General features: G+C 69.7%; 25 protein-coding genes, 1 tRNA gene and 6 pseudogenes. 13 read left to right on the plus strand and 19 right to left on the minus strand.

Going from position 1 to position 25,757, the window contains the following annotated elements:
• Positions 1-26 precede the first annotated feature (26 nt).
• The 4 genes and pseudogenes from ACNYS0_RS07770 to ACNYS0_RS07785 form a co-directional block, all read right to left on the minus strand.
• Positions 27-278 (minus strand): DUF7660 family protein, encoded by a 252-nt coding sequence (locus ACNYS0_RS07770; RefSeq protein WP_422471930.1) that lies wholly within the window; start codon positions 276-278, stop codon positions 27-29.
• Between the two features lie 92 nt (positions 279-370).
• A pseudogene (locus ACNYS0_RS07775) lies at positions 371-793 on the minus strand (ISKra4 family transposase); the annotation flags it as partial.
• A 463-nt stretch (positions 794-1,256) separates the two neighbouring features.
• Positions 1,257-1,870, minus strand: a pseudogene (locus tag ACNYS0_RS07780) (transposase); the annotation flags it as partial.
• 190 nt (positions 1,871-2,060) lie between these two features.
• Positions 2,061-2,825: an SDR family oxidoreductase gene (locus ACNYS0_RS07785; RefSeq protein WP_422471931.1), complete on the minus strand. Its 765-nt coding sequence runs from the start codon at positions 2,823-2,825 to the stop codon at positions 2,061-2,063.
• An 84-nt stretch (positions 2,826-2,909) separates the two neighbouring features.
• Between ACNYS0_RS07785 and ACNYS0_RS07790 the strand changes: the two genes are divergently transcribed.
• Positions 2,910-3,257 carry a MerR family transcriptional regulator gene (locus ACNYS0_RS07790; RefSeq protein ID WP_422471932.1) on the plus strand — a complete coding sequence of 116 codons (348 nt, stop codon included), beginning with the start codon at positions 2,910-2,912 and terminating at the stop codon, positions 3,255-3,257.
• A gap of 110 nt (positions 3,258-3,367) precedes the next feature.
• Positions 3,368-3,615 (plus strand): annotated as a pseudogene (locus tag ACNYS0_RS07795) (dehydrogenase); the annotation flags it as partial.
• A gap of 60 nt (positions 3,616-3,675) precedes the next feature.
• Here ACNYS0_RS07795 and ACNYS0_RS07800 read toward each other — a convergent pair.
• The 3 genes from ACNYS0_RS07800 to ACNYS0_RS07810 all read right to left on the minus strand — a co-directional run bounded on the left by ACNYS0_RS07800 (position 3,676) and on the right by ACNYS0_RS07810 (position 5,863).
• Positions 3,676-3,969, minus strand: coding sequence for a transposase (locus tag ACNYS0_RS07800; protein WP_422471933.1), 294 nt, complete (start codon positions 3,967-3,969; stop codon positions 3,676-3,678).
• A gap of 227 nt (positions 3,970-4,196) precedes the next feature.
• On the minus strand, positions 4,197-5,102 hold the full coding sequence (locus ACNYS0_RS07805) for a pyridoxamine 5'-phosphate oxidase family protein (protein WP_422471934.1): 906 nt from the start codon (positions 5,100-5,102) through the stop codon (positions 4,197-4,199).
• A gap of 95 nt (positions 5,103-5,197) precedes the next feature.
• Positions 5,198-5,863 carry a hemerythrin domain-containing protein gene (locus ACNYS0_RS07810; protein ID WP_422471935.1) on the minus strand — a complete coding sequence of 222 codons (666 nt, stop codon included), beginning with the start codon at positions 5,861-5,863 and terminating at the stop codon, positions 5,198-5,200.
• A 168-nt stretch (positions 5,864-6,031) separates the two neighbouring features.
• Here ACNYS0_RS07810 and ACNYS0_RS07815 point away from each other — a divergent pair, with 168 nt between their 5' ends.
• The 3 genes and pseudogenes from ACNYS0_RS07815 to ACNYS0_RS07825 form a co-directional block, all read left to right on the plus strand.
• Positions 6,032-6,664, plus strand: a complete 633-nt coding sequence (locus ACNYS0_RS07815; protein ID WP_422471936.1) for a TetR/AcrR family transcriptional regulator — start codon at positions 6,032-6,034, stop codon at positions 6,662-6,664.
• 13 nt (positions 6,665-6,677) lie between these two features.
• Positions 6,678-7,171: pseudogene (locus ACNYS0_RS07820) on the plus strand (SUMF1/EgtB/PvdO family nonheme iron enzyme); the annotation flags it as partial.
• Positions 7,171-7,590 (plus strand): annotated as a pseudogene (locus ACNYS0_RS07825) (class II glutamine amidotransferase domain-containing protein); the annotation flags it as partial. The pseudogenes ACNYS0_RS07820 and ACNYS0_RS07825, both read left to right, overlap by 1 nt.
• A gap of 160 nt (positions 7,591-7,750) precedes the next feature.
• On the opposite strand, the gene ACNYS0_RS07830 reads toward ACNYS0_RS07825, so the two are convergent.
• On the minus strand, positions 7,751-8,209 hold the full coding sequence (locus ACNYS0_RS07830; protein WP_422471937.1) for a MarR family winged helix-turn-helix transcriptional regulator: 459 nt from the start codon (positions 8,207-8,209) through the stop codon (positions 7,751-7,753).
• A 169-nt stretch (positions 8,210-8,378) separates the two neighbouring features.
• Between ACNYS0_RS07830 and ACNYS0_RS07835 the strand changes: the two genes are divergently transcribed.
• Both ACNYS0_RS07835 and ACNYS0_RS07840 read left to right on the plus strand, forming a co-directional pair.
• Complete coding sequence (locus ACNYS0_RS07835; protein ID WP_422471938.1) at positions 8,379-8,930, plus strand: phenolic acid decarboxylase; 552 nt, start codon at positions 8,379-8,381, stop codon at positions 8,928-8,930.
• A gap of 161 nt (positions 8,931-9,091) precedes the next feature.
• Positions 9,092-9,466: a hypothetical protein gene (locus tag ACNYS0_RS07840; protein WP_422482921.1), complete on the plus strand. Its 375-nt coding sequence runs from the start codon at positions 9,092-9,094 to the stop codon at positions 9,464-9,466.
• Here the strand turns inward: ACNYS0_RS07840 and ACNYS0_RS07845 are convergent.
• The 4 genes and pseudogenes from ACNYS0_RS07845 to ACNYS0_RS07860 all read right to left on the minus strand — a co-directional run.
• A pseudogene (locus ACNYS0_RS07845) lies at positions 9,438-10,151 on the minus strand (aldehyde dehydrogenase family protein); the annotation flags it as partial. The gene ACNYS0_RS07840 and the pseudogene ACNYS0_RS07845 overlap by 29 nt on opposite strands.
• A gap of 88 nt (positions 10,152-10,239) precedes the next feature.
• The gene (locus tag ACNYS0_RS07850; RefSeq protein WP_422471939.1) at positions 10,240-11,196 is read right to left on the minus strand and encodes a malate dehydrogenase; all 957 of its coding nucleotides are present in this window, start codon (positions 11,194-11,196) and stop codon (positions 10,240-10,242) included.
• 39 nt (positions 11,197-11,235) lie between these two features.
• Entirely contained in the window at positions 11,236-12,906 is a 1,671-nt protein-coding gene (locus tag ACNYS0_RS07855; protein ID WP_422471940.1) for a thiamine pyrophosphate-dependent enzyme, read from the minus strand.
• Between the two features lie 107 nt (positions 12,907-13,013).
• Positions 13,014-13,742: an IclR family transcriptional regulator gene (locus ACNYS0_RS07860; protein WP_422471941.1), complete on the minus strand. Its 729-nt coding sequence runs from the start codon at positions 13,740-13,742 to the stop codon at positions 13,014-13,016.
• 284 nt (positions 13,743-14,026) lie between these two features.
• On the opposite strand from ACNYS0_RS07860, the gene ACNYS0_RS07865 reads away from it, so the two are divergent.
• Entirely contained in the window at positions 14,027-15,346 is a 1,320-nt protein-coding gene (locus ACNYS0_RS07865) for an MFS transporter (protein WP_422471942.1), read from the plus strand.
• A 67-nt stretch (positions 15,347-15,413) separates the two neighbouring features.
• Here ACNYS0_RS07865 and ACNYS0_RS07870 read toward each other — a convergent pair whose 3' ends face one another.
• Entirely contained in the window at positions 15,414-15,980 is a 567-nt protein-coding gene (locus ACNYS0_RS07870) for a BglG family transcription antiterminator (RefSeq protein ID WP_422471943.1), read from the minus strand.
• 82 nt (positions 15,981-16,062) lie between these two features.
• On the opposite strand from ACNYS0_RS07870, the gene ACNYS0_RS07875 reads away from it, so the two are divergent.
• Positions 16,063-16,962, plus strand: coding sequence for a hypothetical protein (locus ACNYS0_RS07875; RefSeq protein ID WP_422471944.1), 900 nt, complete (start codon positions 16,063-16,065; stop codon positions 16,960-16,962).
• Positions 16,963-18,030: 1,068 nt separating this feature from the next.
• Here ACNYS0_RS07875 and ACNYS0_RS07880 read toward each other — a convergent pair.
• Positions 18,031-18,104: transfer RNA gene (locus ACNYS0_RS07880), tRNA-Pro, on the minus strand.
• Positions 18,105-18,375: 271 nt separating this feature from the next.
• Between ACNYS0_RS07880 and ACNYS0_RS07885 the strand changes: the two genes are divergently transcribed.
• Positions 18,376-19,026 (plus strand): thiamine pyrophosphate-dependent enzyme, encoded by a 651-nt coding sequence (locus ACNYS0_RS07885; protein WP_422482499.1) that lies wholly within the window; start codon positions 18,376-18,378, stop codon positions 19,024-19,026.
• A gap of 75 nt (positions 19,027-19,101) precedes the next feature.
• Positions 19,102-20,052: a transketolase family protein gene (locus tag ACNYS0_RS07890; protein WP_422471945.1), complete on the plus strand. Its 951-nt coding sequence runs from the start codon at positions 19,102-19,104 to the stop codon at positions 20,050-20,052.
• Here the strand turns inward: ACNYS0_RS07890 and ACNYS0_RS07895 are convergent.
• The 5 genes from ACNYS0_RS07895 to ACNYS0_RS07915 form a co-directional block, all read right to left on the minus strand.
• The gene (locus ACNYS0_RS07895) at positions 20,000-21,343 is read right to left on the minus strand and encodes an MFS transporter (protein ID WP_422471946.1); all 1,344 of its coding nucleotides are present in this window, start codon (positions 21,341-21,343) and stop codon (positions 20,000-20,002) included. The two genes, ACNYS0_RS07890 and ACNYS0_RS07895, sit on opposite strands and share 53 nt — an antisense overlap.
• 93 nt (positions 21,344-21,436) lie before the next feature.
• Complete coding sequence (locus ACNYS0_RS07900; protein WP_422414442.1) at positions 21,437-21,796, minus strand: MmcQ/YjbR family DNA-binding protein; 360 nt, start codon at positions 21,794-21,796, stop codon at positions 21,437-21,439.
• A gap of 64 nt (positions 21,797-21,860) precedes the next feature.
• Positions 21,861-22,817 (minus strand): alpha/beta fold hydrolase, encoded by a 957-nt coding sequence (locus ACNYS0_RS07905; protein ID WP_422471947.1) that lies wholly within the window; start codon positions 22,815-22,817, stop codon positions 21,861-21,863.
• A 97-nt stretch (positions 22,818-22,914) separates the two neighbouring features.
• Positions 22,915-23,478: a GNAT family N-acetyltransferase gene (locus tag ACNYS0_RS07910; protein ID WP_422482501.1), complete on the minus strand. Its 564-nt coding sequence runs from the start codon at positions 23,476-23,478 to the stop codon at positions 22,915-22,917.
• Between the two features lie 2 nt (positions 23,479-23,480).
• Positions 23,481-24,086 (minus strand): helix-turn-helix domain-containing protein, encoded by a 606-nt coding sequence (locus ACNYS0_RS07915; RefSeq protein WP_422471948.1) that lies wholly within the window; start codon positions 24,084-24,086, stop codon positions 23,481-23,483.
• Positions 24,087-24,213: 127 nt separating this feature from the next.
• Between ACNYS0_RS07915 and ACNYS0_RS07920 the strand changes: the two genes are divergently transcribed.
• Together ACNYS0_RS07920 and ACNYS0_RS07925 are read left to right on the plus strand one after the other, a co-directional pair.
• Positions 24,214-24,810, plus strand: a complete 597-nt coding sequence (locus tag ACNYS0_RS07920; protein ID WP_422471949.1) for a TetR/AcrR family transcriptional regulator — start codon at positions 24,214-24,216, stop codon at positions 24,808-24,810.
• Positions 24,811-24,995: 185 nt separating this feature from the next.
• Entirely contained in the window at positions 24,996-25,730 is a 735-nt protein-coding gene (locus ACNYS0_RS07925) for an SDR family NAD(P)-dependent oxidoreductase (RefSeq protein ID WP_422471950.1), read from the plus strand.
• The last annotated feature ends 27 nt before the right edge of the window (positions 25,731-25,757 follow it).

Genomic DNA, 25,757 nt, shown 5'->3' on the forward strand with positions numbered 1-25,757 from the left:
AAGTTCCTGGGTGGATAGGCATCCGATCATTCGTAGACGGTTGCCGCTGTGAGAGCTCGGGCGAAGAATGTCCAGTCGCCTTCGGCCGGCAGTTCCTTGCCGGAGTTCCGGTACCAGTTCTCCGAGCCCTCGACCCACGCGGCCATCGCTTCCAGGAAGCGGTCGAGTGTCGGGTTCTCCCACTCGTGACCTCGCTGGAGGAAGTCGCGGTGGAGATCACGCAAAAAGACGACCAGGTCATTTCGGTCGCGAAGTTCATCGTCAGGTGACAGCAGCATGGCAGCACCGTATCCCCGTCAAGTACCCCACGATCCCTTGAGACTTCCGCTGGTGAACCGGCGGTGCCCCGAGGCGATCGTGACAGGGTCGATCAGGCCGTGAGGGAGTATCGGCCCTGGTCGGATGCTTGATAAAGACGCTGGTGCTCCTGGGTTACATGGAAGCGCCGGTAGACGTCGAGGTCACCGTTGCTGATCAGAGCACGGAGTTTCAGGATGGCTTCTACGCCGTTCAGGCCCCAGCGGGCGCCGGTGAAGTCGAGTCGGTCGCCGATCAGTTGCCGGCAGGCGCCCTCGATGGCGCCGGAAGCGATGCGCCAGCCTGCGGCCAGGGCGATGTCGTAGCGGAGCTGGTCGAGGTGGCCGGTCAGATAGCGATAGCAGGCGTCGACGGCTTCCCGCCGGCTCGCGCGCAAACCGACCCGGTCGGCCTGGAGGGTCATCTCCTTGGCAGCGCGGTCGGCTTGACCGGCGAGGATCGTGCTCAGACGGTCGGCGACCCAGGCGTCGGCCTCGGCGGCGGTGGTGGTTCCGTACTGCGGGATCGCATACCGCGGATGCACCTTCGCGAGCCCCCGCGGGGCGGCGCCGCGTCGCCGCTGCGCAGTCGCTGGACCAGGACCTCGTCCGGGGGCAGTTCACGTGCGCCCGCCATTGACCTCTCCCTTGCCAACCACGGATCAAGGGGGCCGGCCTGGGCCAGCCCGGTGAGGGGAACTGCACACTGAACATCCGGCCATGGCACTGTAATGACCTGCGCCGGGCAGGCGCGGCCGACTGTAGCCAGAGTGTCAGTCCCGCCGCAACGCGCCAAAAGCGTCCAGCAGTTGGTCACGGGCCGGCGCGGTCAGGCGCTCTTCAGGCAGCTCACCCAGGATCGTGATCGTCTGTCGGAACTGGTCGAAACGGGTCTCGCAGCCGCCACATGTCGTCAGATGCGTGGGTGCCGCCGCCGGAGTCGGTGCGGATCAGCGTCTATCGCCCGTGGCGGTAGCATTTCGGCAGCTGGGCCAGGGCCATCTGACAGGTGGTGATGTGATCGCTAGCGGTGTTGCTGCCCGCGTTGCCCGGTCGCAGCAGGGCGTCGACCGGCTCGCCAGAGCCGGGGCTGCCATGGTCGACGAATGCCGTCAGCGGATGGTGGCCATAGGTCTTCTTCCAGGTCGCGGCCGCATCCTGCTTATCGCAGTGGGCGAGCACCAGCACCCGTCGATATCCACGATCAGCCGCCCGCCGGCGTCCGGCGCCGCGTCGCCGGCCGGCTTCCACACTCGCTCGCGCACCGCGGCCCGCGCGGTGCGGATCGCGGCCAGGGCCTTCGGCCCGGACGTCGCAGGGCGTCGACCAGGCCGGAGATGGTCGGGTCGACGCCCTGGGGCCGAACACCGCCGGCTCCGCCCGCAGCATGCCGGCGTCGGCCATACAGTCCCCGCCCAGCGCCACCGCCAAGGCGCCAGCGCCGCCGATATCGCCTGATCCAACCCGGTCTTGCGGACGGTCTCCACCAGCAGCACGACGTCGGCCTGGGGCACCACCGACCGGCCGCCGCCCTCGACACGGATACTCGGGTAGGGCCCAATAGGCTTCTTCACCTGGAAAGTGTCTCCGACAACAGCAGGAACAAGGACCTCGACAATCCTCACTCCCGCTGGTCAGAGACACTTCTCGCTGCCGCGATCACCACTCGGACGCTCTGCTTGGCAAACGCCCGAGGCCGGGCAGCCGGTTGCAGCCTCGGCCTTGTCGCCGCGGATGCACCCTGGTCGAACCGGGACGAGCCGATCAGACGATGCCGGCGCGGATCTCGTCGTACAGTCGGGTGGGATCCTGGGCCAGTGACCTCTTGACGTGTGCGCTCCAATCGTCGGAAACCACCTCGGCCACCCCCGTTTCGATCCCGTCCAGGCCAGCACGAACGGCGACGGCCGGGTCGCCCTTGGGCCCGTCGTAGGCGGCGCTGAAGTCGGTGTCGACGGCTCCCAGGTGCAGCCCGGTCACGAGTGTGCCCTGCTCAGCAAGCTCCGTTCGTACGCCGTTCGTCAACGCCCACTGGGCCGCCTTGGCGGCGTGGTAGCCGTTCGTGTTCGGGTAAGCGTGCCAGGACTGCGCGGACAGCACGTTGAGGATCGCCCCGCCCCCGTTGACCGAGAGCACCGGGGCGAACGCTCGTACGACGGCCAGAGTGCCCCAGAAGTTCGTGTCCATCTCCGCGCGTACGGCTGCCAGGTCGGCGGTGACGAGGTTCGTCCCGTGGCTGACCCCGGCGTTGTTCACCAGGAGCGTCACGTCACCCGCCGCGGCGGCCGCGGCCCGGACCTCGTCGTCGTCCGTGACGTCCAGCCGCAGTGGCACGACGCCGGGCAGATCGACCGCCTCCGGACGCCTGGCGGTCGCGTACACACGCGCCGCGCCGCGTTCTAGGAGCTGCCGTGCGAAGTGGCGGCCCAGTCCTCGGTTGGCGCCGGTCACGAGCGCGACCGCGCCCTCGATCCGGAGACCGGGCGCTGGGCGGGTATGGGCGTTCGGTTCCATGCTCGGTGTGGTCATGTCGGATACGCTAGAACCTACCGTTGACGTCAGAATCAAGTCCTGCGTCCAGGTTTCGACGAGAGCTCGACGAGAAGGGGAAGCGTGCGCATCGGAGAGGTCGCCCGGCGCTCCGGAGTGAGCGTCCGCGCACTGCGTTACTACGAAGAACAGGGGCTCCTCACGCCCGGCCGCAGCCCCGGCGGCCACCGCGAGTACGCCGAAGACGCGGTCGACCGGGTCCGCATCTTCCAGCAGTTCTACGCCGCGGGCCTGCCCAGCCGCCGCATCGCCGAACTGCTCCCCTGCATCGACACCGACACCACCACCAGCCACCAGTGGGCCATGCTCAACGCCGAACACGCCCGCATCAGCAAGCAGATCGACCAGCTCACCACCGTGCTCACCCGCCTCACCGAACTCATCGAGGCCGCCGCCGACCGCCGAGCCTGAGCCCGCCGCATCCGACGCTCCACGGGTCTGCGGGAGCTGTAGCAGCCCGGTGGAGCAAGGAGTCACCGTGAACTGGGCTCGTGCCACCAACCTTCATGACCACCGCGGCCGAACTGGAACGTCATAACCCCAACTACGTCGGCGGCGACATCTTCGGCGGCGCGATGACGCTGCGCCAAACCCTCTTCCGCCCAGCCCTCCGCTGGGACCCGTACGCCACCCCCCTACCCGGTGTCTACCTCTGCTCCGCCTCCACCCCACCCCACCCGGCCCCGGCGTCCACGGCATGGCCGGAACTCACGCCGCCCGCCGCGCACTTCGCCAACGCTTCGACATTCGCCCCCCCCAACGGGGCTGACACGAAAATGACTCGTGGGTGAGTCGGTCGGTCAGGCCTCGATGGGTTCGAAGTGGATGGTCAGCAGAGGTTGTTCGCTTCTTTGAGCATGCGACGCATGGCACGTTCGGGGTCTCGGCGGGTGAGGCGGTCGGCACCGAGTGCCTGGTAGTGGGTCTTGTCGTGCAGGACATGCCAGATGGCGGTGGCGAGGCAGGAGTTCTTGTTCCTGATTGCGACCATGGCGGCGATTCCGAGCAACCGTTTGAGGTTGCTGCTGCCGGGGCGGGTGCGGCCGGACCGACTCACCCCAGCCGACTCGTTCTGGCCCGGGCAGACTCCGATCCAGGAGGCCAGGCGGTTTGCCTTCTCCAACCGCTGTGCCTCCCGGCCGCCTGCCCGGACGATTCGGTGCGGCGTCGGGTCAGGTCAGGTCACGTGATTCGTGGATGTCCCGCTGGGGCACGTTCGACTTCGCGATGCTCCGCGACGGCACCTTCTACCAACCCCCGGCCCAGATTGCCCCTTGACCAAAGCCATAGGGCCCCGTGCGCGACAGGACGCTCATCGCCGCGGTCCGGGTGCTCCGGGCCGGGGAGTCTTCACACGTCGTCGGATTGCCTCTCGGATCCTTGCGCCCGGTCCCGGGCGGCGAGTTCGCGCAGGCGCGCGGTTGTGCCGTTGCGCTGCGCGCGGCGCAGTCCCTGTTTGGCCAGCAGGCCGTTGGCCACGGTCGTGACCATCCTGTTCGGCGGCGCCGTCATGCCCGTCGACGTGTGAGGGGCGTAGAGGGCCCGTCCGTCCTCGACGGTCAACCAGCCGGTGACGGTGCGCATGCTCACACCGACGCACTGCGGTTGGAAACTGTGGGCGAGGAATCCCGCTCGGCGTCCGCCCGGTGGCAGGAGCTCGGGCGATGCGGCGAGGCGCAGACCGGTCTCGTCGTGTCCGGTGACCGTCACCGGGAGGATGACGGGGTGGCCGTCAGCACCCTGGTAGGCCAGTAGGCGATGAGGAAGGGCGGCGATCTGCCGGGCGAGCTTGGCGACGGGTGTCCGCGGGGTCGTACCGTTCTTCGGCGGTTCCTGTTCGGCGGGATGCCGCGGCCAGGAGGCGCCCGTCACGGTTGCACGTCCACTCGCCGAAAGATCGGGCCAGACGGCGATGCGATCCGGGTGGACATCGACGAAGACCCGGTTTTGGTGGTATTCGCGAAGCAGCCAGTCCCATACGCCTCCGCGCCTGGTCCGCCCGAGGAACGGCTCGGATGCGTCCATCAGCCCCGCCAGTCGCCGCGCCGAGGGCTGAAGGTCCACCTCTGCCCGGCCCTGGGCGAGGACGTAGTGGCTGTGGGTGGCGAACCCGTGCTCGCGGGTGTGATAGGCGAGACTGACGTGTGGGTCGCGCAGGATGCGTTCCAGTTTCTTCGGGAAGCCCAGCGAGGTGGTGAAGCTGACCATGTTGGCCGCCCGGTCCGCGAGCCCTACCGGCGAGACGCTGGTGACCACCGCGCCTCCGGCCGGGGTGAGGTAGGCGGCAGCGATGGTCAGGTCGCCCTTGAATGCCTCGTAAGCCGTGTCCGGCCATGGGAGCCGAGTGGATGTCACGAGCCGTCGCCCCGCAGGACTCGCAGGTCGGCGGCGGCCTGACTGCGCAGGGCGGGCAGCACCGACTTCACCGGGGACGGCATGTTCACGAGCATCGACTCCACCTCGGCCGGTGTGCCGACTTCATCGAGGAATCCGATCATCAGATGCCCCGCCACCGGGGGCGTGCCGGCGATGACTCGCTGGGCGAACTCCTCCCACTGCGCGGCCGTGATGCGCCGCAGAGCGGGGAACAACACCGGTTCCTCGTGGGACAGGTGGTCACGCACGCTGTCGCGCACCGCGACGGCCGCCTCGCGCAGGGCGTGCCGGCTGTCGCTGCTCATGCTCTCGCCGCCAGGGCCTTCCGTGCCGGTCAGGTCGACAGAGGCGAGGCTCTCGAGCGCGCTGTCCAGATGGTCGTGTTCTTCGCTGAGTTCGTCGAGTGCGCCCTTCGTGTCCGGCACCGCTGCCACGAGGAGCGGCCACAGCCACGCGTCTTCGGTCTCGTGGTGGTGACGCAGGTTCGCCACGATGAAGTCCCTTAGCTGCGCGAGTGCTTGACGCGGGACGGTGGATCGGCCGGCGGCGTCGACGAGCAGTCCGGTAGCCAGTCTGTGTGTCTCATGGGCGAGCCGCGTTTCCACGATGGCTTGCGCGTCGGACTCGGCTTGCATGGTCATGTCTGCGGAACCTTCGCGTAGGAGTGCACGGCCTTCCGGGCAGGCCCCAAGACTCTGAACCGCCCCGGCGAGTACCGGGGAGAAGAGGCTTCGGTGTGCCCGATCCCCATTTCAAGTTACATGCTCTGCAATGAAGTTATCCACTCTGTCGTCCGGTAGGCTGCCGACATGCCCGAACGGACTCGGAGGTACCGGTCAGCACGGCGCGAGCAGAGCGCGGCTCAGACCCGACAGGACATCCTGGAGACCGCGCGCGACCTTTTCACCACGCATGGCTATGCGCAGGTGACGATGGGGCACATCGCTCGCTCGGCCGGTGTCGCGACCAAGACGCTCTATGCGAGCGTGGGTACCAAGACTCAACTCCTGCACGCTCTTCTGGCCGTGGACGTGGCGGACTCGAAGACCACCGGGCTGCACGAGGAGGTCCTCCGAAGCAAGGACCTCACCTCCGCGGTCACCTGCCTTGCGCACGGAATCCGCGACAACACCGAACGCTTTGCCGCCTCCATAGACCTGCTCCACTCCTCCATGGCCAGCGACGACAAAGCGCGCCAGGTATGGGAGTACGTCGTCGGGCAGTACCGCGAAGCACTGCGCGATGTCGCGCAGCACCTGGTCGCCATCGGTGTGGTGGCCCCCCGTCTCGACGTGGACGGTGCGGCGGACCGCCTGTGGCTCTGCCTCGGGCTGTCGGCATGGCGATCGCTTGTCGTCGACTGCGGCTGGAGCTATGACGACGCGGAGCGCCTGCTCGCCCGCCAGGCCGTGAACATGCTCGAAGACCCCGGCCCGGCATAGGTGGACGCCATAGGGCTGGGAACACGCCCGCCGGCACTCCCTCACAGCCCCGCCGTTCTGGCGCCGCGACGGCGGCAGGCAGTGGCTGCGCCGCCGCTTTGGTGTCACCGACGAGGTCCCGCTTGACGAGCCTGCGCTACCCATGAGGCGACGCCGACCCGGGCACCGAACATGCCAGCCTCGGCCAGCGGCATCTGCGTCCGGCGCCCGGCGCCCGGCGCCCGCGGGCAGCTACCCGGCCGGTGAATCGCCCCTCGGCGTACGACAGTTGATCGGCGATGTCTGGGAGTGGACATCGAGCGACTTCGCCCCCTGCGCGGTTTCCGGGCATTCCTCTACCAGGAGCACTCGGAGGTCTTCTTCGGACCCGAGTACAAGGTGCTCCGCGGAGGCTCGTTCGCCACGGACGCGGCCGCATGCCAGGGCACGTTCCGTAACTGGGACTATCCGATTCGCCGCCAGATCTTCTCCGGGTCCCGCACCGCCCGTTCGGCAGAGGTTGTCTGATGTGCCGTCACCTGGCATACGTAGGCCCGAAGAAGGCGCTCGGCCGCCTTCTCTTGACCCCACCGCACAGCCGGTATCGCCAGTCCTGGGCACCCCGCCACCAGCCACACGGCACGGTCAACGCCGACCTGTCCCGGGTCGTGCGGAACGGCGCGCTGTTCGCTGCCGTACGCGACGCCACGATTGCGGACTGCGATGCGGAGGCCGCGACAGCACCCTTCGCTGCGGGCACCTGGCAGTTCAGCCACAACGGCGCTGCGGCGGACCGGCCGCGATCGCTGGCCGACCTGGCCGGAACACTCTCGTCATGGGACCTGCTGACACTTGAGGCTTGCAATGATTCGGCCTTTGTGTGGGCACTCGTGCGGGCCCGGCCGCGTGCCGGAGACGACGAGGAGCAGGCGCTCTCCGAAACAGTGGGAGCGGCCCCCACCGGCGCGAAGAGCGCAAGCACACACCCGAAAAGCCACCCACAGGACGGGGAGCTGGCCATCGGACAGCGTGTCGTCGGCGACGAAAACCCCGCACTTCTCGGTCGCCAAGGCCCCCTGGCCCGGACCGTGTGCCGACGCGCCGGGCTCAGTGGTCCTTGAGTTCGCCGGCGAGGTGGGAGAGGGCGGGGAGAGCGGCGCGGATCGCGGACCGCTCCCCTGGGGGGAGGTTGCCGATCCCGCGGGCGAGCGCGCCGGCGCTGGCGTGGTCGTAGCGGTCGAGCAGGTCGTTGGCGGTCGAGGTGGCGGCGAGCAGGACAGTCCTGGCGTCGCCCGGGCGGGATCGGCGCTCGACGAGTCCGGCCGCGCTCATGGCCTTGACCAGGTTGCTCACGGTGGAAGGTGCGATACGTAGCCGGGCGGCGGCCTCGCGGGCGGGAAGCGGCGCATCGACCAGCACGCGGAGCAGTTCGATCTGCGCCTCGGGCAGATCGGGCAGATCGGCGGCATTGCGGGTGGCACGCAGTACGGCGCGCCTTAGGGGGCCGAGGAGTCGGCTGAGTTCGGTGGCGGCCGCCTGGTCCGCGTCGGTGGTGTCCATGGGCATGGGGCCATTGTGTCCGCTCGGGCTCGCCCACCCCCACATTTGGTTTTGTGTCAAAACAGTTTTGTGGCAAACTTGAGTCGTGGCGCCGAGGGCCAGAGGCCCGGACGCCGGGCCTGGACATGCGGCTCGGACGCCGGCGCCCGAGCACGCAGAAAGAAGCTGAAACACCATGGCAATCTCCACCCCCGAGGCCCCCGTCCGCCCCACCACCGTCGAGAACCCCGTCCCGCCGCAGGACCTCTCCGGGATCGTCGGCCACCGCTTCATCTACACGTACGCCAATGGCTGGCAGTACGAGATGTACGTGAAGAACGCCACGACCATCGACTACCGCATCCACACCGGCCACGTGGGCGGCCGCTGGGTCAAGGACCAGAAGGTCGACCTCGTACGCCTCAACGAGGCTGTCTACAAGGTCTCCTGGACCGAGCCGACCGGCACCTCTGTGAGCGTCAACGTCCTCCCCGCCGAGCGCGTGCTGCATGGCGTCATCTTCTTCCCGCGCTGGATCAAGGACCACGGCGAGCGCACCGTGCTGTTCCAGAACGACCACCTCGACGAGATGCGCGCCTACCGGGACGCCGGCCCGACCTACCCCATCTTCGAGGTCCCGGAATTCGCGCACATCACACTCTTCGAGTACGTCGGCGAGAACGACGAGAACGTGGTCTCCATCGCCCCCGGCGACCTCCCGGAAGGCTGGTCGGACCGCGCCAACTGACGCCCCGCCACGACCTCTTCGGCAGCCCGTCGAGAGCCCCGGCCCGCCGGGGCTCTCGACCTGGCCCGGGCCTCGCCGGAAGGCGGCGCCATGGGCCGCCCCTTTCCGGCACCTGCGTTCCCGGGCCTCCAGGTACGGGCGAGGACGCCCTCAGGCGCCTGGTGCTGCAACTGGCACACGAGAACCCGCGGTGGGGGCACCGGAGAATCCAAGGAGAACTCGCCCGGCTCGGGCACCCCATTGTCTCCTGGAAGGTCCGCAACGCCGCAGGCCTCGCCCCGGCCCCACGCCGCACCGGCCCGACCTGGCACGATTTCCCGACCGCACAGGCCGACTGCATTGTGGCCACGGACTTCGTCCATCCGGACACCGTGCCGGGCAAGCGCCTAAACGCCATGGCATTCCTGGAGCACGGCACCCGCAGACTGCACCTGCCCGTGGCGACCGCCCATCCGGCGGCCTCGCGGGTGGTGCAGCAGGACCGCAACACCATCGTCGGCCTCGGCGAACGCGCCCGACGCCGGTGGAGCCGGTGAAGTTGACGGCCCTCACCCGCTCGTCGGCGATCAGCACTTCCGCGATCCGCGCCGCGTCCGCACGGTCGTTGGTGACGACGTTCAGCACCCCGTCGGGCAGCCCGGCCTCACGCAGGACGTCGGCTATGAGGAGGGCGCACGCGATCGGCGCGTCCTCGCTGGCCTTGACGACGACGGTGTTACCGGCGGCCAGCGGCGCCGCCACCGCCCGCACCCCGAGAATGACCGGCGCGTTCCACGGAGCGAACGCGGCCACCACGCCCAGGGGTTCGCGAATCGCGAGCCCCAGAGCGCCCTCCTCCTGGGCGCTGAGCACGTCACCGCGCGGGGCGGTGATCGTGGCTGCGGCCTCACGCAGGATGTTCGCCGCCAGCGACACGTTGAAGTACGCCCACGGCCTTGTGCCGCCCACCTCCTGCGCCATCGCTTCGGCGACCTGCTCGCCCCTGGCGTCCAGCAGGTCGGCCGCCTTGAGGAAGATCGCCCGCCGGGCGAAGGGCGCGAGCTGTGCCCACGACGCGAAGGCTGCGTCCGCCGCGTCGACCGCGCGCGTCACGTCCTCGGGCCCGGCAGCGGCCACGATGGCCTACACCTCGCCGGTGTACGGGTTGATGTCCCCGGTGGTCCGTCCGGACGCGGCGGGCACGTTCTTGCCCCCGATCAGCAGGTCACGGGTAATGTTCATGAGGGGTTCCTTCGGTGCGCAGCGTCGTCAGTGGTACGTGGTGGTGGCAGGGGTCGGCCGGCGGTGGCGCCGTTCGTCCGCGGGCGGGTCAGGAGGGCTGGACCACGGGTTCTTCCGCGATGTCGGAGACCGCCGCCTCCACGCGCGCCGCCGCCTTCACCATGCCGTCCAGCTCGTCCTGCGGCAGTTCCCACGGCACGATGCGGCGCACGCCCTCGGGACCGAGCTCCACCGGCACGGTGAGGCTCACACCGTGCACGCCATACTCGCCGTCCAGGACGACCGAGGCGGGCAGGACCGTTTCCGACCCGGCGGTCATCGCCTCGATCATGCGGGCCGTTCCCAGACCCGTGGTCCAGGTGGAAGTGCGGCCGGAGTCGAGGGCGACGTGCTTGGTGTACCAGGTGTCGGCGTACTCCTCGGCCGCCTTCCGCTGTTCCTCCGTCAGCACGGTCACCTCGCCGCCGACGGCGACCCGACTGTAGAGCGGAACCTGGCCCTCACCGTGCTCGCCGAGCATCCACGCGTCGACGTCCTTCGGGGGGACCCCCAGGGCGAGGGAGATGCCGGTGCGCAGCCGGAGGCTGTCGTTGAGGGTGTAGCCGATCAGCCGGTGGCGGGGCAGCCAGCCCTGCCGGTGCACCCACGTCAGCAGCGGGTCCACGGGATTGGTGAGCATCAGTACCGAACCGCCGAAGTCCGCACCGGCCTCCCTCAGCGGGCGCAGGCAGTCGGCGACGATGCGCGCGTTGTCGGCGAGGAAGACGGACCGGGAGGAGTTCAGCCGCAGCGGGACGGCGGCGCTGAGGACCACGACATCCGCGTCGAGGGCGTCCTCCGGGGTGCCGCCGCGCACGACGTCCGCCGTGGCACCGAGGGCGAGGGCGTTCTCGAGGTCCATGGCGTGGCTGGTGATCATGTTCGGCCTGGTGTCGACGAGGACGATCTCGTATGTGCCCTGCGCCGACAGCAGGTTGAAGGCCGCTGAGGAGCCGATGCCGCCCGCCCCTCCGATGATGACGACCTTTACGCGTGCATCCTTCATGGGTGTGTCCTTCACAGTGTGTCTCCTTCTGGTGCGAGTTCAGGAGTGGTATTCGGGGTCGGCCTCGACCGAGACCTCCAACACGAGCGGCTCTTGCCGGTCAGCAAGGCCCGGCATGACCTTGTCCAGGACGGACAGCAGCGCCGCGTGATCCTCCACCCGCTCGGCCGGGCAGCCCAGGCCGCGGGCGAGGGCCGATACTCTCAGCTCGGTAAACGCGGGCCACGCGGGGGCAGCGGCGCCCTCGCGTTCGGCGAGGCGGTCCATGATCGCGTAACGGCCATTGGCGAGGACGACGAAGAGCACGCCGACGCCGTAGTGGGCGGCACTCCACAGGGCCTGGACGGAGTAGAGGGAGGAGCCGTCGCCCAGGACGGCCACGACCGGGCGGTCCGGCGCGGCCCGGCGGACGCCGACCGCGGCCGGCATCGCGAAGCCGAGTCCGCCCATGGCCGCGCTGAGGAAGCCGAACGGTGCGCGGGCGGGCAGCAGGGCGTGCAGGTCGGGGCGGCTGGACGGGGTCTCCTCGACGACCACCGTCTGTGGGTCGAGCCGTGCGGCCAGAGCGGCCAGGACATGCGCGGCGCGCAGCGGTTCACCCTCTTCGGGCGGCGCAGGCGGGTTCCGCCGCACGGGCTGCGGGGATCCGGTCCTGGCGGGCAGCAGTGCGGTCAACCGCCGTACGCTGTCGGCCGGTTCAGCGAGCAGAACGCATTCAGCGGGGCTGCGGTGGGCCTCCTCGGGGTCGTCGGTGATGACGGCGAGCCGGGTCCCCGGCTCGGTGAAGTCACCCGGCGCATAGGGGTATTGACGAAACGGCGCCGCTCCGACGACGAGCACGGCGTCGTACGGCGCCAGCACCTTCCGCAGCCCGGAACGGACCGCCGGCAGGTGCCCCGCGAACAGCCGGTGGTCCTGGGGGAAGCCCGCGCGGGCCCCGAACGCCTCCTGGAACACTGGGCAGCCGAGCCGTTCGGCCAGGGGCACGAGTGCCGCCCAGCCCTCGGGCGAGTCGTTCCCCGCGCCGGCGACCAGGCAGGGCTTCTCGGCCTTGCCCAGCAGCTCCGCCAGGTCCTCGATCGCGCTGTCGGACGCCCTTCGGCCGCCCTGTACGGCGACCGGGGCGGCCAAGGGCGCGTCCTCGTCGGCCGGTGCAAGCCAGTCGTCCATCGGGACGACGACCATCGCAGGGCCACGCCCCTCCCGCGCCTCGTGCCAGGCGCGGGCGACGGCGCCGGGGACGTCCTGGGGGCGTGCCGGGGTGTGCTGCCACACCGGGTACTGCCCCGCCAGCCCGTCCAACCGCCCCGCGAGGAACGGCTCGTGCGCCAGATGCCTGCGGTCCTGCTGGCCCACCACCACGACCAGCGGGGCCCGGTTGGCGCGCGCCGTCGCCAGGGCGCTCACCGCGTTGCCGTACCCGGCGGTGGTGTGCAGGAGGACCAGCGCCGGGCGACCGCTGGCCAGCGCGTGCCCCGTGGCCATGCCGACGACGGAGCCCTCGTGCAGGCCGAGGACGAACTCGATGTCGGCGGGTAGATCGGCGAGGAAACCGACCTCGGTGGACCCGGGATTGCTGAACAGGGTGGTGAGGCCGTACTGACGCAGGACATCGAATGTCCGGTCCTTGACGGTCCCTTCCCTTTCGGTCGCTTCTTTGATGGCCCTTCGGGCTTTCGCGGCCGTGGTAGCCGTCGCAGCCGTGGTCATAGTGCTCCCCTTTCCTGCAGGCACGCAGGACGTTAGGGAGCCCGCGGACAGCGGACCACCCGCCAGTTCGCTATGCGAAACCCGGTGGGCCCAGCACGGCCCCCGGGTCAGTCCACGCCGGGCAGCACGGCTCCGCTCGACAGCTCGGTGCGCAGTCGTCCCGTGATGAGACGGGCCGTGTCGAGGACGGCCTCGATCTGGGGCGGGCCGGGGCGCTCGACGGCGAAGGCGATCGACACGGCGGCGACCGCGTGTCCCGGAGCCGACACGACGGGCGCCGAGACGGTGGCCAGTCCGGACACGACCTCGTTGCGGGTGGTCGCGTACCCGCACTTCCGGGCCGCGGCAACCTCGGGGCGCTCGCTGGCGCATGGCGGCTCGGCAGCGAGCATGGCGATTCCCGGGGAGCCCAAGGCCAGCGGGTGACGGTCGCCGGGGCTGTAGACGGTGCGCGAGCGGACGCTCTCCACCTCGACGGAGACGAGCGTGACCGCCTCCTCGCCGTCGCGGACGACGAAGAACGACGTGAGCCCGACGCGTGCGGCGAGCTTGGCGATCTCCGGTTTGGCGATCCGCTGGAGCATGGGCAGGGTGCGGCGGCCCAGCGACTGGGCGCGGGTTCCGAGGACGTACCCGCGTGCGGTGTGCGCCACCAGGTGGTGGTCCTGCAGGGTGCGCAACAGCCGGTAGACGATCGAGCGGTGCAGCCGCATCTGCTGGCTCAGTTCGGCCAGGGGCAGCGGTATGTCCGACAGCGCAATCACCTCGAGCACCCGCAGACCTCGGTCCAGAGTCTGGACGGAGGGGCGGGCGGCCGGGGTCTCCTCGTTTGTCATGATGGCGGCAGCTTACGACTCGCCGTCGTCAACCGGCTCCGGGAGCTGAAAGGCGAGGTCACGGTCGAGGCCGATCCACGGCTAACCGGCCCCATGCACCTGCTGGCTCTGCACGTCCAGGGAGTACGTGCTGAGCACGTGTCTCTCATATCGAACCCATGCCCTGCCCAAGCAGGTACAGCGCCCCTACCTTCACGGCACGTCCTTGACCCGCCGCACACCACACCCCGTCCCTGCGGCCGAACTCCCGTCCTCGACCGACATCAACCCAGGAGCCGCACACGATGTCCCGAGCGCCATCCAACCCATTCCTGCGCCGTGCCGCAGCCGCCAGCTTCATCGGCACGGCCGTGGAATGGTACGACTACTTCATCTACGGCACAGCCGCGGCCCTCGTCTTCGGCCCGCAGTTCTTCCCGCAGTTCTCCTCCACCGCCGGCACACTCGCCTCGTTCGCGACGTATTCCATCGGTTTCGTCGCCCGGCCCATCGGCGGTGTCGTGATGGGGCACTTCGGCGACCGTATCGGACGCAAGTCCATGCTGGTCCTCTCTCTGACCATCATGGGCCTGGCCACGGCCGGCATCGGTCTGCTGCCCACGTACGCCACCATCGGCGTCTGGGCTCCTGTGCTGCTCGTCCTGCTCCGCTTCGTCCAGGGCCTGGGCGTGGGCGGGGAGTGGGGTGGAGCGGTGCTCATGGCGGTCGAGCACGCACCGCCCGGCAAGCGCGGCTTCTACGGCAGCTTCCCGCAAATGGGCACACCCGGCGGCCTCATCCTCGCCAACCTCGCCTTCCTCGCCACCTCCCACACCCTGGGCACGGACGCCTTCGCCGACTGGGGGTGGCGCATCCCGTTCCTCGCCAGTCTCGTACTGGTCGGGGTCGGGCTGGTGATCCGGTTCGGCGTCGAGGAGAGCGCCGAGTTCACCAATGCACGGGCCGAGGGACCCGCGAAGCTCCCCGTCGTCGAGGTGCTGCGCCACCAGTGGCGTGACGTCGTCCTCGCCGGCGGCACCTTCATCGGCAACAACGCGCTCGGCTACATCTTCATGGCGTACACGCTCTCGTACGGCACGGCAGTGCTCGGGATCGGACGCGACCTCATGCTGGTCCTCGTCCTGACGGCCGCCGCCGTGTGGCTGGCCACCACCGCGTGGTCCGCCGCGCTCTCCGACCACCTGGGCAGGCGCCGCGTCCTCCTCGGCGGGTCGGTGGGCCTGGTGGCTGCCGCGGCCGTCTTCTTCCCTCTGATCGACACAGCCGAGACCGGCTATGTACTGGTCTCGCTGGTGCTGATGGCGGTCGCGCTGGGATTCACATTCGGCCCGCAGGCGGCCCTCTTCTCGGAATTGTTCCCCGCCCGGCTGCGCTACAGCGGCAGTTCGCTCGGCTTCCAGCTCGGGGCGATCCTCGGTGGCGGCATCGCGCCAACGGTGGCGACCGCGCTGTACGGCATCAACCACGCAACCTGGCCGATCACCCTGTACCTGTGCGGTGTCGCGGTGCTCAGCCTGCTGTGCCTCGCGATACTCGTGCGCAACCGCCGGGCGGCGAACGGGCACGACCGAGTCCGCGACGCACAGCAGGCACTGCGAACGTGACCGACGACCGACTCGCTCAGAAGCAGTATGTCCGCCTCTGGCCCCGACTTGTTCCCCGGAAGCCGCCCTACTCTGGTGCCACCCGGGCGATGTGCAGGGCCAGATAGGCGATCTCCTCGTTCGGCAGTTCCTCACCGTGGGTCTGCCGAACGAACGCGGCGACTCGGCCGGCCGCGTCCACCGCACGCGGGTAACGTCCCGCGAGCTGCCCATAGAGGAAATCGTCCTCGCTGGTCAGGAGTTTCCCACTGAACAGCCGTTCAGCGAAGTACTGCAAGTGACTGATGAACCGGGCCTTGTGCAGATCGTCCCCGTCGAACCGTGCCGACGTGGTGTGGGTGACGATCTGCAGCACCGAGTTCAGCAGCTGAACGACCCGCATCGGATCGCCATGCTTGGTCCCGGTGTCGGCGTTGACCAGGTGGAACGCGACGTTGGCCGCCTCGTCATCGGGTAGCTCCACCGCCAGCCGTTCTCGCAGCAGTTCGACACTGCGCACCCCGACCGTCCACTGTGTCGGGTAGAGCGTGCGCATCTCCCATGTGAACCGGTTGGCGACCCGCAGTCCTTGTCTGGTCCGTTCGACCGCGAAGTGGAGAGGTTTCCAAGGCCAAGGGCGACATAAGTGCCGCACCGCAGCTGACCAGAAACCCGCGCTTTACGAACAACCCGAGCATCATCGACAAGGCCCTCGCCATCTCCAACGGGACATACCAGTGACGTACAACCTCCTCACCGTGGAGCCCCTGGATCATCCGGCCATCGCCCGGGCCCTGGCCCACGCACTCGACGTATCGGTCCAGGACGTGGACGTTGCGGGCGAAGACTTCGACGCCGACCTGCGGAACTGGGAAGCCCCCGTCCTGTGCGACGTGCGCTCCCTCGAAGGCGATCTTGCGCTGGCGCTGGACATCTACGTGCAGCCGTCGATCCAGCCACAGCCCTCCGAGGACGGGTTGGCCGCCGCGTTCGCCCGCACAGCCCCGGCCACCGTACTGTTCTCCGTCGACGAGCCACGCCCCAGCGCCTACCAGTTGGCGGCCCAGGACGGCCCCCTTACCCGCGCCCGCCTGCTGGACCCCGAGGACGCCGCGGACGGGGAGGACGAGGGCTACACGATCGACGCCGTGGAGGCACCCGTCGCACAGCTGCCGCACGTTCCGGTCACCCGCCTCCCCGAGGTGGTGTGGGATGCACAGGCAGCCGCGCCGTCACCGCTCAAGGACAAGCTCAGGAAGAACCTCAGGGAAGCCGACCCGGTCGCCTACGAGACTGCCGGAACCCCGCTGTGGCTCGCGCACACCAGCCTCGCCGCCTGGGAGAAACTCGTCGAGACGGTGCGGGACGACTGGAAGCCAGCAGGCTGGTACCCGGCGGACCTGTACCGAACGCGCCTGGAAGCCCGCGACACGCTCGCCGCCGCGCTGCCCCAACTCCCCAGCGTCGTACAACTACTCATCGCCAGCGTCCTCGAACCGCTCGACAAACACTTCACGGCCATGACCGTGCCCGATGACGGCTCGCTGCTGGCATACCTGGAGCAAGCCGGCGGCAAGGTACCTGCCGCCCCACCGCGTTGGTGGTGGCAGCGTCGCCCCGCGGCATTGCCCTGGTAAGCACGCCCGCTAGCTGCCCCGCAACCAACCGGACGGAGCTCAGCCCTTCCGAACATCTTCCCGGATGAGGATCCGGCCTGCGTACCCAACCCAACAGCTCGAGCAGGAGCCAGCCCCGGGTCGCACAACCTCGCGAGCCAGCGGGTACCTCTTTCCGCCTGGTCAAAGCCTGCGGGCGTGGCCAGACTGCTTGTTCGTGTCGCGGTTGGCAGGGAGTGCCGTCGCGGGGCCCCACGAAGATGTTCTCGCCGCGCGCCTTGTCGTACAGGTCCTCGATTCGGGGCTACTGAGCGAGGCGAACGCGGCGAGGAACGCGCCGGCGTCGCCGACCTCGGCCAGGATGCGGACGCCGGCCCTGCAGGCCCCCCCGGCGTGGAGATCAGGACCTTGGCGAGAGGATGGGCCGCCAACAGCGCGGCAATGCACATCTCGAGGACGCGGGAAGGGTCCCGGCGCTCGCCGGGCACCAGGCAGAGGCCCATCGGCCCCCTCATTGTGTATTGCGGTGATGACCTCAACGAAGACCGCTGAGGCAACGAACTGGTGGCAAGCGCGAACGCGGACGCACCCCAGCACTCCCCCGATTCGGGGATCGTGTTCACGACGCGGGCCACAGGGCTGACGCCGCCGATCGGATCCAGGCGCTTGAGACCCGCAACCGCAATAGGAGCGGACGCGATACCGGCAGCACCTTCCTCAGGGTGCTCAACATGCGCAAAGCTCCCTGAACCGCTCCCACCCGCGTTCGATCTCTCGATGCAGCCCACAACAGCTACCACCGAAAAGCCGCATACCGCCCACCCCAAAACGGAACTGGGGTCAATATTTCGCATGCCCCCATAACGCAGATTCCAGCCAAGGGGACACCGCTCCCGACCCCACTCCCACTGGGGGCGGCCCCCACCAGCACGAAGAGCGCAAGCACATACCCAAAAGGCCGCCCATAGGGCGTGCACATCGGCCCGAGTGGGAGCAAACAGGCAAGGGGGCACTGGGAGCATGGGAGCAACAGAAAAAGGGCCGTTCGAAAACGGCCCTTCACCTGCGACGTTCGATCGTTCGAACTTGTCGGGACGACAGGATTTGAACCTGCGACCCCTTGACCCCCAGTCAAGTGCGCTACCAAGCTGCGCCACGTCCCGGTGCCCGTTGACCTGGGGTTTCCCCCTGGCCTCACGCGCAGAGAAACCATACCGCACTCGGGGCGGTGGTCGTGAATCACTTCCGGCGTGCGGCCGGATCCGGCGCGCCGTGGGAGCAGGGGTTGACCTCAAGCAAAGTTGAGGTTGCACGCTTCGTTCCATGACGACCACAGCGGATGACCTCGCCATCGCGACCAGTGCCACCGGATCCACCGGATCCACCGGAGCCGTCGCGCACACCGGCTATCGCTACGAAGATCTGTCTCGGCTCATGAGTCTCATGACCGGGGACGAGAAGCACGGGCCCGCCGCCACCTCCACCCTCGACGTGTTGTGGGTGCTGTACGACCGCGTTCTGCGGGTCGGACCGGAGAGTGTCGAGGACGCCGGGCGGGATCGGTTTCTGTTGTCCAAGGGGCACGGGCCCATGGCGTACTACGCCGTGCTCGTCGCCAAGGGATTTGTGCCCGAGGAGTGGTTGAGTGACTTCGGGGCGTACGAGTCGCGGCTCGGGCATCATCCCGACCGCGTGCTCGTGCCGGGCGTGGAGATCGGGAGCGGGTCGCTCGGGCACGGGCTGCCGATCGCCGTCGGGACCGCGCTCGGGCTGCGGGCCCAGGGGCTCGGCGAGCCGGCCGTCTGGGCCCTCGTCGGGGACGCCGAGCTCGACGAGGGCAGCAACCACGAGGCCATCGCCTTCGCCGGAGCCTTCGGGCTCGAGCGGCTGCACACCGTTGTCGTGGACAACCTGTCCGCCACCTACGGACGGGCCGGTGGCATCGCCGCCCGGTTCGAGGCCGCCGGGTGGTCGACCGTGACCGTCGACGGGCGGGATCACGAAGCTCTGTACGAGGCGTTCACCGCGCCGCATCCGGGGCGGCCGCACGCCGTCGTCGCCCGCGTCGAGCCCAAGTTTGAGTGAGCCTCCTCCCTCTCCCCTCAACGACTCCTGAGTCCCGCCGCCCTCCCCTCTCCCCCTCCCGAAAGGAAAGTTCTCGTGGACACCATGCGTGATCGGTTCGCCCCCGTCCTCAGCCGGATTCTCGATGAGGATCCGCGTGTCGCCGTCGTGCTCGCCGAGATCGGGGTCGCGCCCTTTGCCGGGGCCGCCCGGCGGCATCCGGAGCGGGTGATCAATGTCGGGATCCGGGAGCAGTTGCTCGTCGGGGCCGGGGCGGGGCTTGCGCTCGCCGGGATGCGGCCCGTGATGCACACCTTCGCCAGCTTCCTCGTAGAACGGCCTTTTGAGCAGGTGAAGCTGGACTTCGGGCATCAGGGGGTCGGGGGTGTGCTGGTGAGTGCCGGGGCGTCGTACGACGTGTCCTCGGGAGGCTTTACGCACATGTCCCCCGGGGATGTCGCGTTGCTCGACACCCTTGATGGGTGGCGGGTGCACGTGCCCGGGCATCCCGATGAGGCCGAGGTTCTGTTGCGGCATGCCGTCTGGGGCAGCAGCGGCGATGCCCTCAAGGACTCGCGCGAATATGTGCGGCTCTCCGTGCAGGGGAATCGGGAGGCTCTGCCTGTTGATGGGGAGCGGTTCCTGAGTGTGCGGGAGGGGCGGCGGGGAGTCGTCGTTGCCGTTGGGCCCATGTTGGACAACGTGCTGGACGCCACCGAAGGGCTTGATGTGAGTGTGCTGTACGCGACCACCGTTCGGCCCTTTGATGCTGCCGGGCTGCGGCGGGCCGTGGGCAATGGCAGCAGCGCTGATGTCGTGGTCGTCGAGCCCTATCTCGCCGGGACCTCCACCGGCGCCGCCAATGACGCGCTCGCCGATCTTCCGCACCGTGTTCTCGGGCTCGGTGTCGGGCGGCGGGAGCTGCGGCGGTACGGGAGCGTCGAGGAGCACATCGCCGGGCATGGGCTCGACGCCGCGGCGCTGCGGGAGCGGATCAGTGGGTTTCTGCTTTCCCGGAGCGTCGGCGCTGTCGGGGTTCCGGAGTAGCAAGGGGGAGCCCCAGCCCTGTCTGCGGTAGCGCGTCCGCTCGCACCAGGCCCCTGATCGCCGGGATCGAGAGCATCGTCGCCGCCACCAGCAGCGTGACCACGCCGCCCGCCAGCAGGACCTGCTGCGTGCCGAACGTGGCCGCCGCCGGGCCCGCCAGGGCCTGGCCCACCGGCTGCATGGCGATGGAGCCGGCCACCTCGTAGGCGTGGATGCGGTTGAGGATCTCGCGCGGGACCTGGGTCTGGACGCTCGTCGCCCACATCACGCCCCAGAACGACATGCCGGCCCCGGCCACCGCGCAGCCCGCCATCATCCACGGCACCCCCAGGCCCGCGCCCGCCGTAGCGGGGAACAGGGCGAAGCCGAACAGGGCCAGGGCGCCCGCGCGCAGCATCCGGCGCGGGCGCAGGCGCAGGGCCAGGACGCCGCCGACGACCGTGCCGGCGCCGAGTGCCGAGTTCACCAGGCCGTATGCGCCCGATCCGTACTCCTGCGTGACCTGTACGGCGACCAGGGGGACGGCCGGGCCCGACGCCCCTATCATCAGCACGCACCAGACCGAGATGACTCCCCAGAGCCATCTTCGGGATCTGAACTCCCGCCAGCCTTCTACGAGTTCGGCGCGGAAGGCGCCGCGGGGGCGGGTCCTGCCGACGGCTGTGTCGCGGGGCAGCGGTGGCAGACGCAGAAGGAGCAGGCACAGGGCGCTCAGCGCGTACGTGCCCGCGTGCGCCGCGAAGACCAGGCCCGGTGAGGCCAGCGCGACCAGCATGCCCGCCACCGCGGGGCCCGCCAGTTGCGCGCCGGACTCCGCGACCCGGATCGCGCCGTTCGCCGCCTGGACGTCGGATGCCAGGCGCGGCACCGTGCCGGCGACGCCGGGCTGGAAGACCGCCGCGGCCGATCCGTTGATCGCGCCGATGACGCAGATCTGCCAGAGCACGACATGGCCGGTGAAGAACATGACGGCCGCGAGGGACTGTGTCACCAGGCGGACGAGGTCGGCGCCCGTCATCAGTAGACGTGTATTGAAACGGTCCGCCAGTACGCCGCCGAAGATGACCAGGCCCGCGAAGCAGGCCACCGAGGAGGCCATCGCCAGGCCCACCGCTCCCGCCCCGTAGCCGTACTGGAGGAGACCCGCCGCGAGGGCCACCGGCAGCATGCTGTCGCCGAGCTTGGCCACGCCCCTCGCGGTGAAGAAGAGGCCGAAGTCGCGGGTCCAGATGCCGCGCCGGGGCGCGACCCCGGCGTCCTCGCCGTCGACCGCCCGGTCGGCCATCCACATTCCCCGTTCGTCGTCCCCATGGCGCACCGCACGCGCGCGGTGGGCCCTCGCGAGCGGATGATGCCATGCGGACGGGCGGCGACTCACCTGGTTTCATCCTGCACGTGGAAGACCCAACTCGGGGTGTGCGTCCAGGAGTCGGGTCGGGGCCGCCTGGCGCCAGGAGTCGGCGAGGATGTCGCGCAGCTCGGCCGTGTCCTCCAGGGCCGCGAGGCGGGCCCGGACCCACGCGAAGGACGCCTCGTGGTCCGCGATCCAGAACTTGTCCGGCTCGGACAGGACCAGCTCGTCGCGCTCCTCCTTCGGGCAGCGCACCGCTATCGACGTCTCGTCCTCGGGCAGCGTGGCGAACATCTTCCCCGCCACCCGGAACGTGGGCATGCTCCAGGCGACCTTCTCGGTCGTGTCCGGAAGGGACAGGGCTACGGTGCGTACATCCTCGGCGTCCAGCATGCAACGAACCGTAGCCAACGCCACTGACAATGGCCGGGAGCCGCGTAGGGCGCCCTGCTCGGGGTCACGGCACCCGCTTGTCCAGCCACGCCACCAGATCCGCCTGGACCTCGTCGCGGTTCGTCTCGTTGAGGATTTCGTGGCGGGCGCCCTCGTAGCCCTTCCAGGTGAGGTCCTCGACGCCCAAGTAGCGGAAGTCCTCCAGGAGTTCGTGGACCAGCGTCATGCGCTGGTTGCACGGGTCCTCCGTGCCGACCGCGACGTGGATCGGCAGGTCGGCCGGGATGCGGGCGAGGTTCGCCGGGTCGTTGATGCGGCGCACCGCACGGACCCAGTCCAGGGACAGGCCCGCCGAGAAGTCGAAGCCGCAGCGTTCGTCGGCGACGTACTTGTCGACCTCCGCCTCGTCCCGCGAGAGCCATTCGAAGCCGGTGCGGTGCTCGTACGGGTCGTTGAAGGAGGAGAAGAGGTTGCCCACGTAGGACGAGGCGGCGGCGCGGCCGCCCGCCGCGACCTCGGCTTTCAGGGCCGCGATGTCGCCCTCGTTGTCGGCGCCGGGCAGGGAGCGGAAGGTGCCGGTGAGGATCAGGGCCACCAGGTCGTCCGCGTACCGCTGCGCGTAGTCGCGCGCGAGCAGAGAGCCGAGGCTGTGGCCCAGCAGGACGAACGGGACGTTGGGGTGGAGGGCGCGCGCCTGGTCGCCGATCGCCTTGAGGTCCTCGACGATCGACACCCAGGCGTCGACGGTGTCGGGGTCGCCGTCGTCCGTGACTCCGTAGCCGCCCGTGGACTGGGCGGTGGCGCCGTGGCCGCGGTGGTCGGAGGCGATGACCCCGTAGCCGTGGGAGGTCAGGTGGCGGGCGAAGCGGTCGTAGCGCTGGCCGTGTTCGGCCGCGCCGTGCGCGATCTGCACGAAGGCGCGGGGCCTGCCGCCTTCTGGCAGCCAGGTGTACGTGGCCACGGCGGCGCCGTCGCCGGTGCTGAGCGCGCTCGTCGTGTACGTCGGGTCTGTGGCGGTCATCTGGCGGCTTCCTCTCGGACAGTCCGTACGGCCCCATGGGCGGGGGTGTGCAGGTACGCGTGCGTGCTGGCCTGCACCTCCCCCGCACCGTAGGCCCTCATTCCTGGCAATCGCCGACCGGCACGAGCGGTTCGAGGCGCTTGCAGAACAGGGTCGTGGGGTGCAGGACGCCGGACGGGTCGGCCGCGTAGTCCGGGATGACGCCGACCTCGTCCCAGCCCGCCTTGCGGTAGAAGTTCTCGGCGGGGCTGCCGGTCTCGGTGTCGAGGACCAGGAGCGTCACGCCCGCCTCCGCCGCGGCGCGCTCCGCGGTCGCCAGGAGGGTGCGGCCGAGGCCGGTGCCGCGGGTGCTGCCGTGCACCATCAGCTTGATCACTTCGGCGCGGTGGCGGCCGTTGGGCTTCTCGGTGAAGGCGAGGGAGATCGTTCCGAGGCAGCGGGTCCGGCCGGCCTCGCCCGTGTCGGTCGCCACCCATACGGCTGTGCTGCCGCGCTCCACGGACGGGCCCACACAGTCGCGCCACCAGGCAGTCGCTTCGCAGGGCGTCAGTCCGTGCAGGAAGCCGAGTGAGCTGCCTCCTTGTACGACGTCGGCCAGCAGGGCGCCCAATTCGTCTTCGTAGGCGGGGAATTCCGCGGGCGCAAGACGTGTGCAGGTGATCGTCACGGGAGCACCACCACCAGGGCGTAGCGCACCGGCTCTGGGCCCGGGCAGTGGAAGTGGGTCGGACCCCAGAGGCGGAAGCGCAGGCAGTCGCCCGCCCCCAGGCGGTGTGTCGTGCCCTGGACGGTGAGGTCGAGGAGGCCGTCGAGCACCCAGATGTGCTGTTCCAGGCCGGGGACGGGCGGGCGGTCGTAGGCGATGTCGGCGTACGGCTCGAGGGTGCCCTCCACCACCTCGCCGCGCAGTCCGGCCTGCGGCGGGGAGACGGAGCGGCGCGCGAAGCCGGTCGACTCGTCGCGCCACAGGGGCTGGTCCGCGGCGCGTACGACCTGGGTGGGGGCCGACTCGACCTCGCTCAGGAGCTGGGACATGGTCCGCCCGTAGACCGCGCAGAGACGGTTGAGGAGGGCGGCGGTCGGGCTGATCTCGGCGCGTTCGGCCCGCGACAGAGTGGAGCGGCTCACGCCGCTGCGGTCCGCCAACTCGCCCAGGGACAGGCCGTGTTCGGCGCGCAGCTCGGCGAGCCGGGCGCCGAGACGGGCGTCCACGGGGTCCGGGTCCTGATCATTGGCGTCGCGCGCCGGCACGCCACTCTCGCGTCTCATATTCGGCACGGTATCCCAGATATGAAACGGCAGTGTTACGCGGCCGATCCCTCTTCAGCCAGGAGCCGCCGGAAGCGCCGCCCACCCATTACGGCCCGCGCGGTCCAGAACCAGTACCGTGGGCTACATGGCCCGCCCCCGCAAGTTCGACGAAGACCGCGTGGTTCTCGCTGTCCGTGACGAGTTCTGGGACAAGGGATACGCGGCGACATCGCTGGACGATCTGCTGCGCGTGAGCGGCCTGGGCAAGGGCAGCCTGTACGGGGCGTTCGGCGACAAACACAGCCTGTTTCTGCGGGTGCTGCGCGACTACGACGACGCGAACCTGTCCGCACTGCGCGAGCGCCTGGAGTCCGCGGCGCGGGGGATCGACCTGGTGCGCGAGTTCGTGCTCGGCCCCACCGCCGACCCGACCGGGGCCGTCGCGCGTCGGGGTTGCCTGCTGGCCAACAGCAATGCCGAGCTCGCGGCCAGCACTCCGGACGTGGCCGCCGAGGCCCGCCGCACCTACGACACGATCACCGCCATCCTCACCGCGGCACTGGAGCGCGCCCAGCGCGAAGGCGACCTCGCCGCCGACGTCGACCCCACCGAGACCGCCCGCGCCGTCCTCGTCGCCCAGCTGGGCCTCATCGCGCTCGGACGCACCGGCATGGACGTTGACGGGCTCACCGCGGCGGCCCAGTCCACCCTGACGCGACTTCTGCCCACCCCCGCGCGCTAGCACTCACCGACCGGGCCCGCAGAGCAGCCCCTACGCACGCTGAAGCGCGCCCGCCTCGGGCCGGAGCCCACCTCGCGCCAGCACCCACCTCAAGCCGCACCCCCTCCGTCACGACGTTCTTGACTGTGCGGTCCATATCGAGGATGGTTATTGACGTACCGGTCCATAACTTGAAGGAGGACGGCATGGCCGTCTTGACAGACAAGGTCGCCGTGATCACCGGAGGCAGCAGCGGCATCGGTTTCGCGACCGCCCGCGCGTTCCGCGACGAGGGCGCCCGCGTGTTCATCACCGGCCGCCGCAAGGACGCGCTCGACGCCGCGCTCGCCGAACTCGGCAGCGGCGTGACCGGCGCGGTCTGCGATGTTTCGGTGTCCTCGGAGCTCGACGCGTTCTACGAGAGCGTGCGCGAACAGGCCGGACGCATCGATGTGCTGGTCGCCAACGCCGGCATCGGCACAGTGGCTCCGCTCGGCGAGGTGACCGAGGAGCTGATCGACTCCATGTTCGCCACGAACGTCAAGGGAACGATCTTCACTCTCCAGCAGGCGCTGCCCCACCTCACCAACGGCGCCTCGGTGATTCTGACGGGGTCGACCGCCGGCACCCGCCCCGACCAGGGACTGGAGGTGTACGGGGCCTCCAAGGCCGCGATCCGCAACCTAGCGCGCGGCTGGGCCCAGAGCTCGCGCGCACGCGGCTTCCGGGTCAACGTCGTGTCCCCGGGCGGCACACGCACCCCTGGTCTGCTCGAGCTGCTCCCGCCCGAGATGCTCAAGCAGACCGAGGAGGGCATCCCCCTCGGCCGACTCGCCGAGCCCGAGGAGATCGCCGCGGTGACGACGTTCCTTGCCTCGGACGCGTCGAGCTACGTCAACGGCGCCGAGTTCTTCGCCGACGGCGGCTACGCGCAGGTGTAGGCCCTCCGACGTGCACTGCGCGCGCCG

The sequence above is a fragment of the Streptomyces anthophorae genome (assembly GCF_049310305.1).
Classification (GTDB): domain Bacteria; phylum Actinomycetota; class Actinomycetes; order Streptomycetales; family Streptomycetaceae; genus Streptomyces.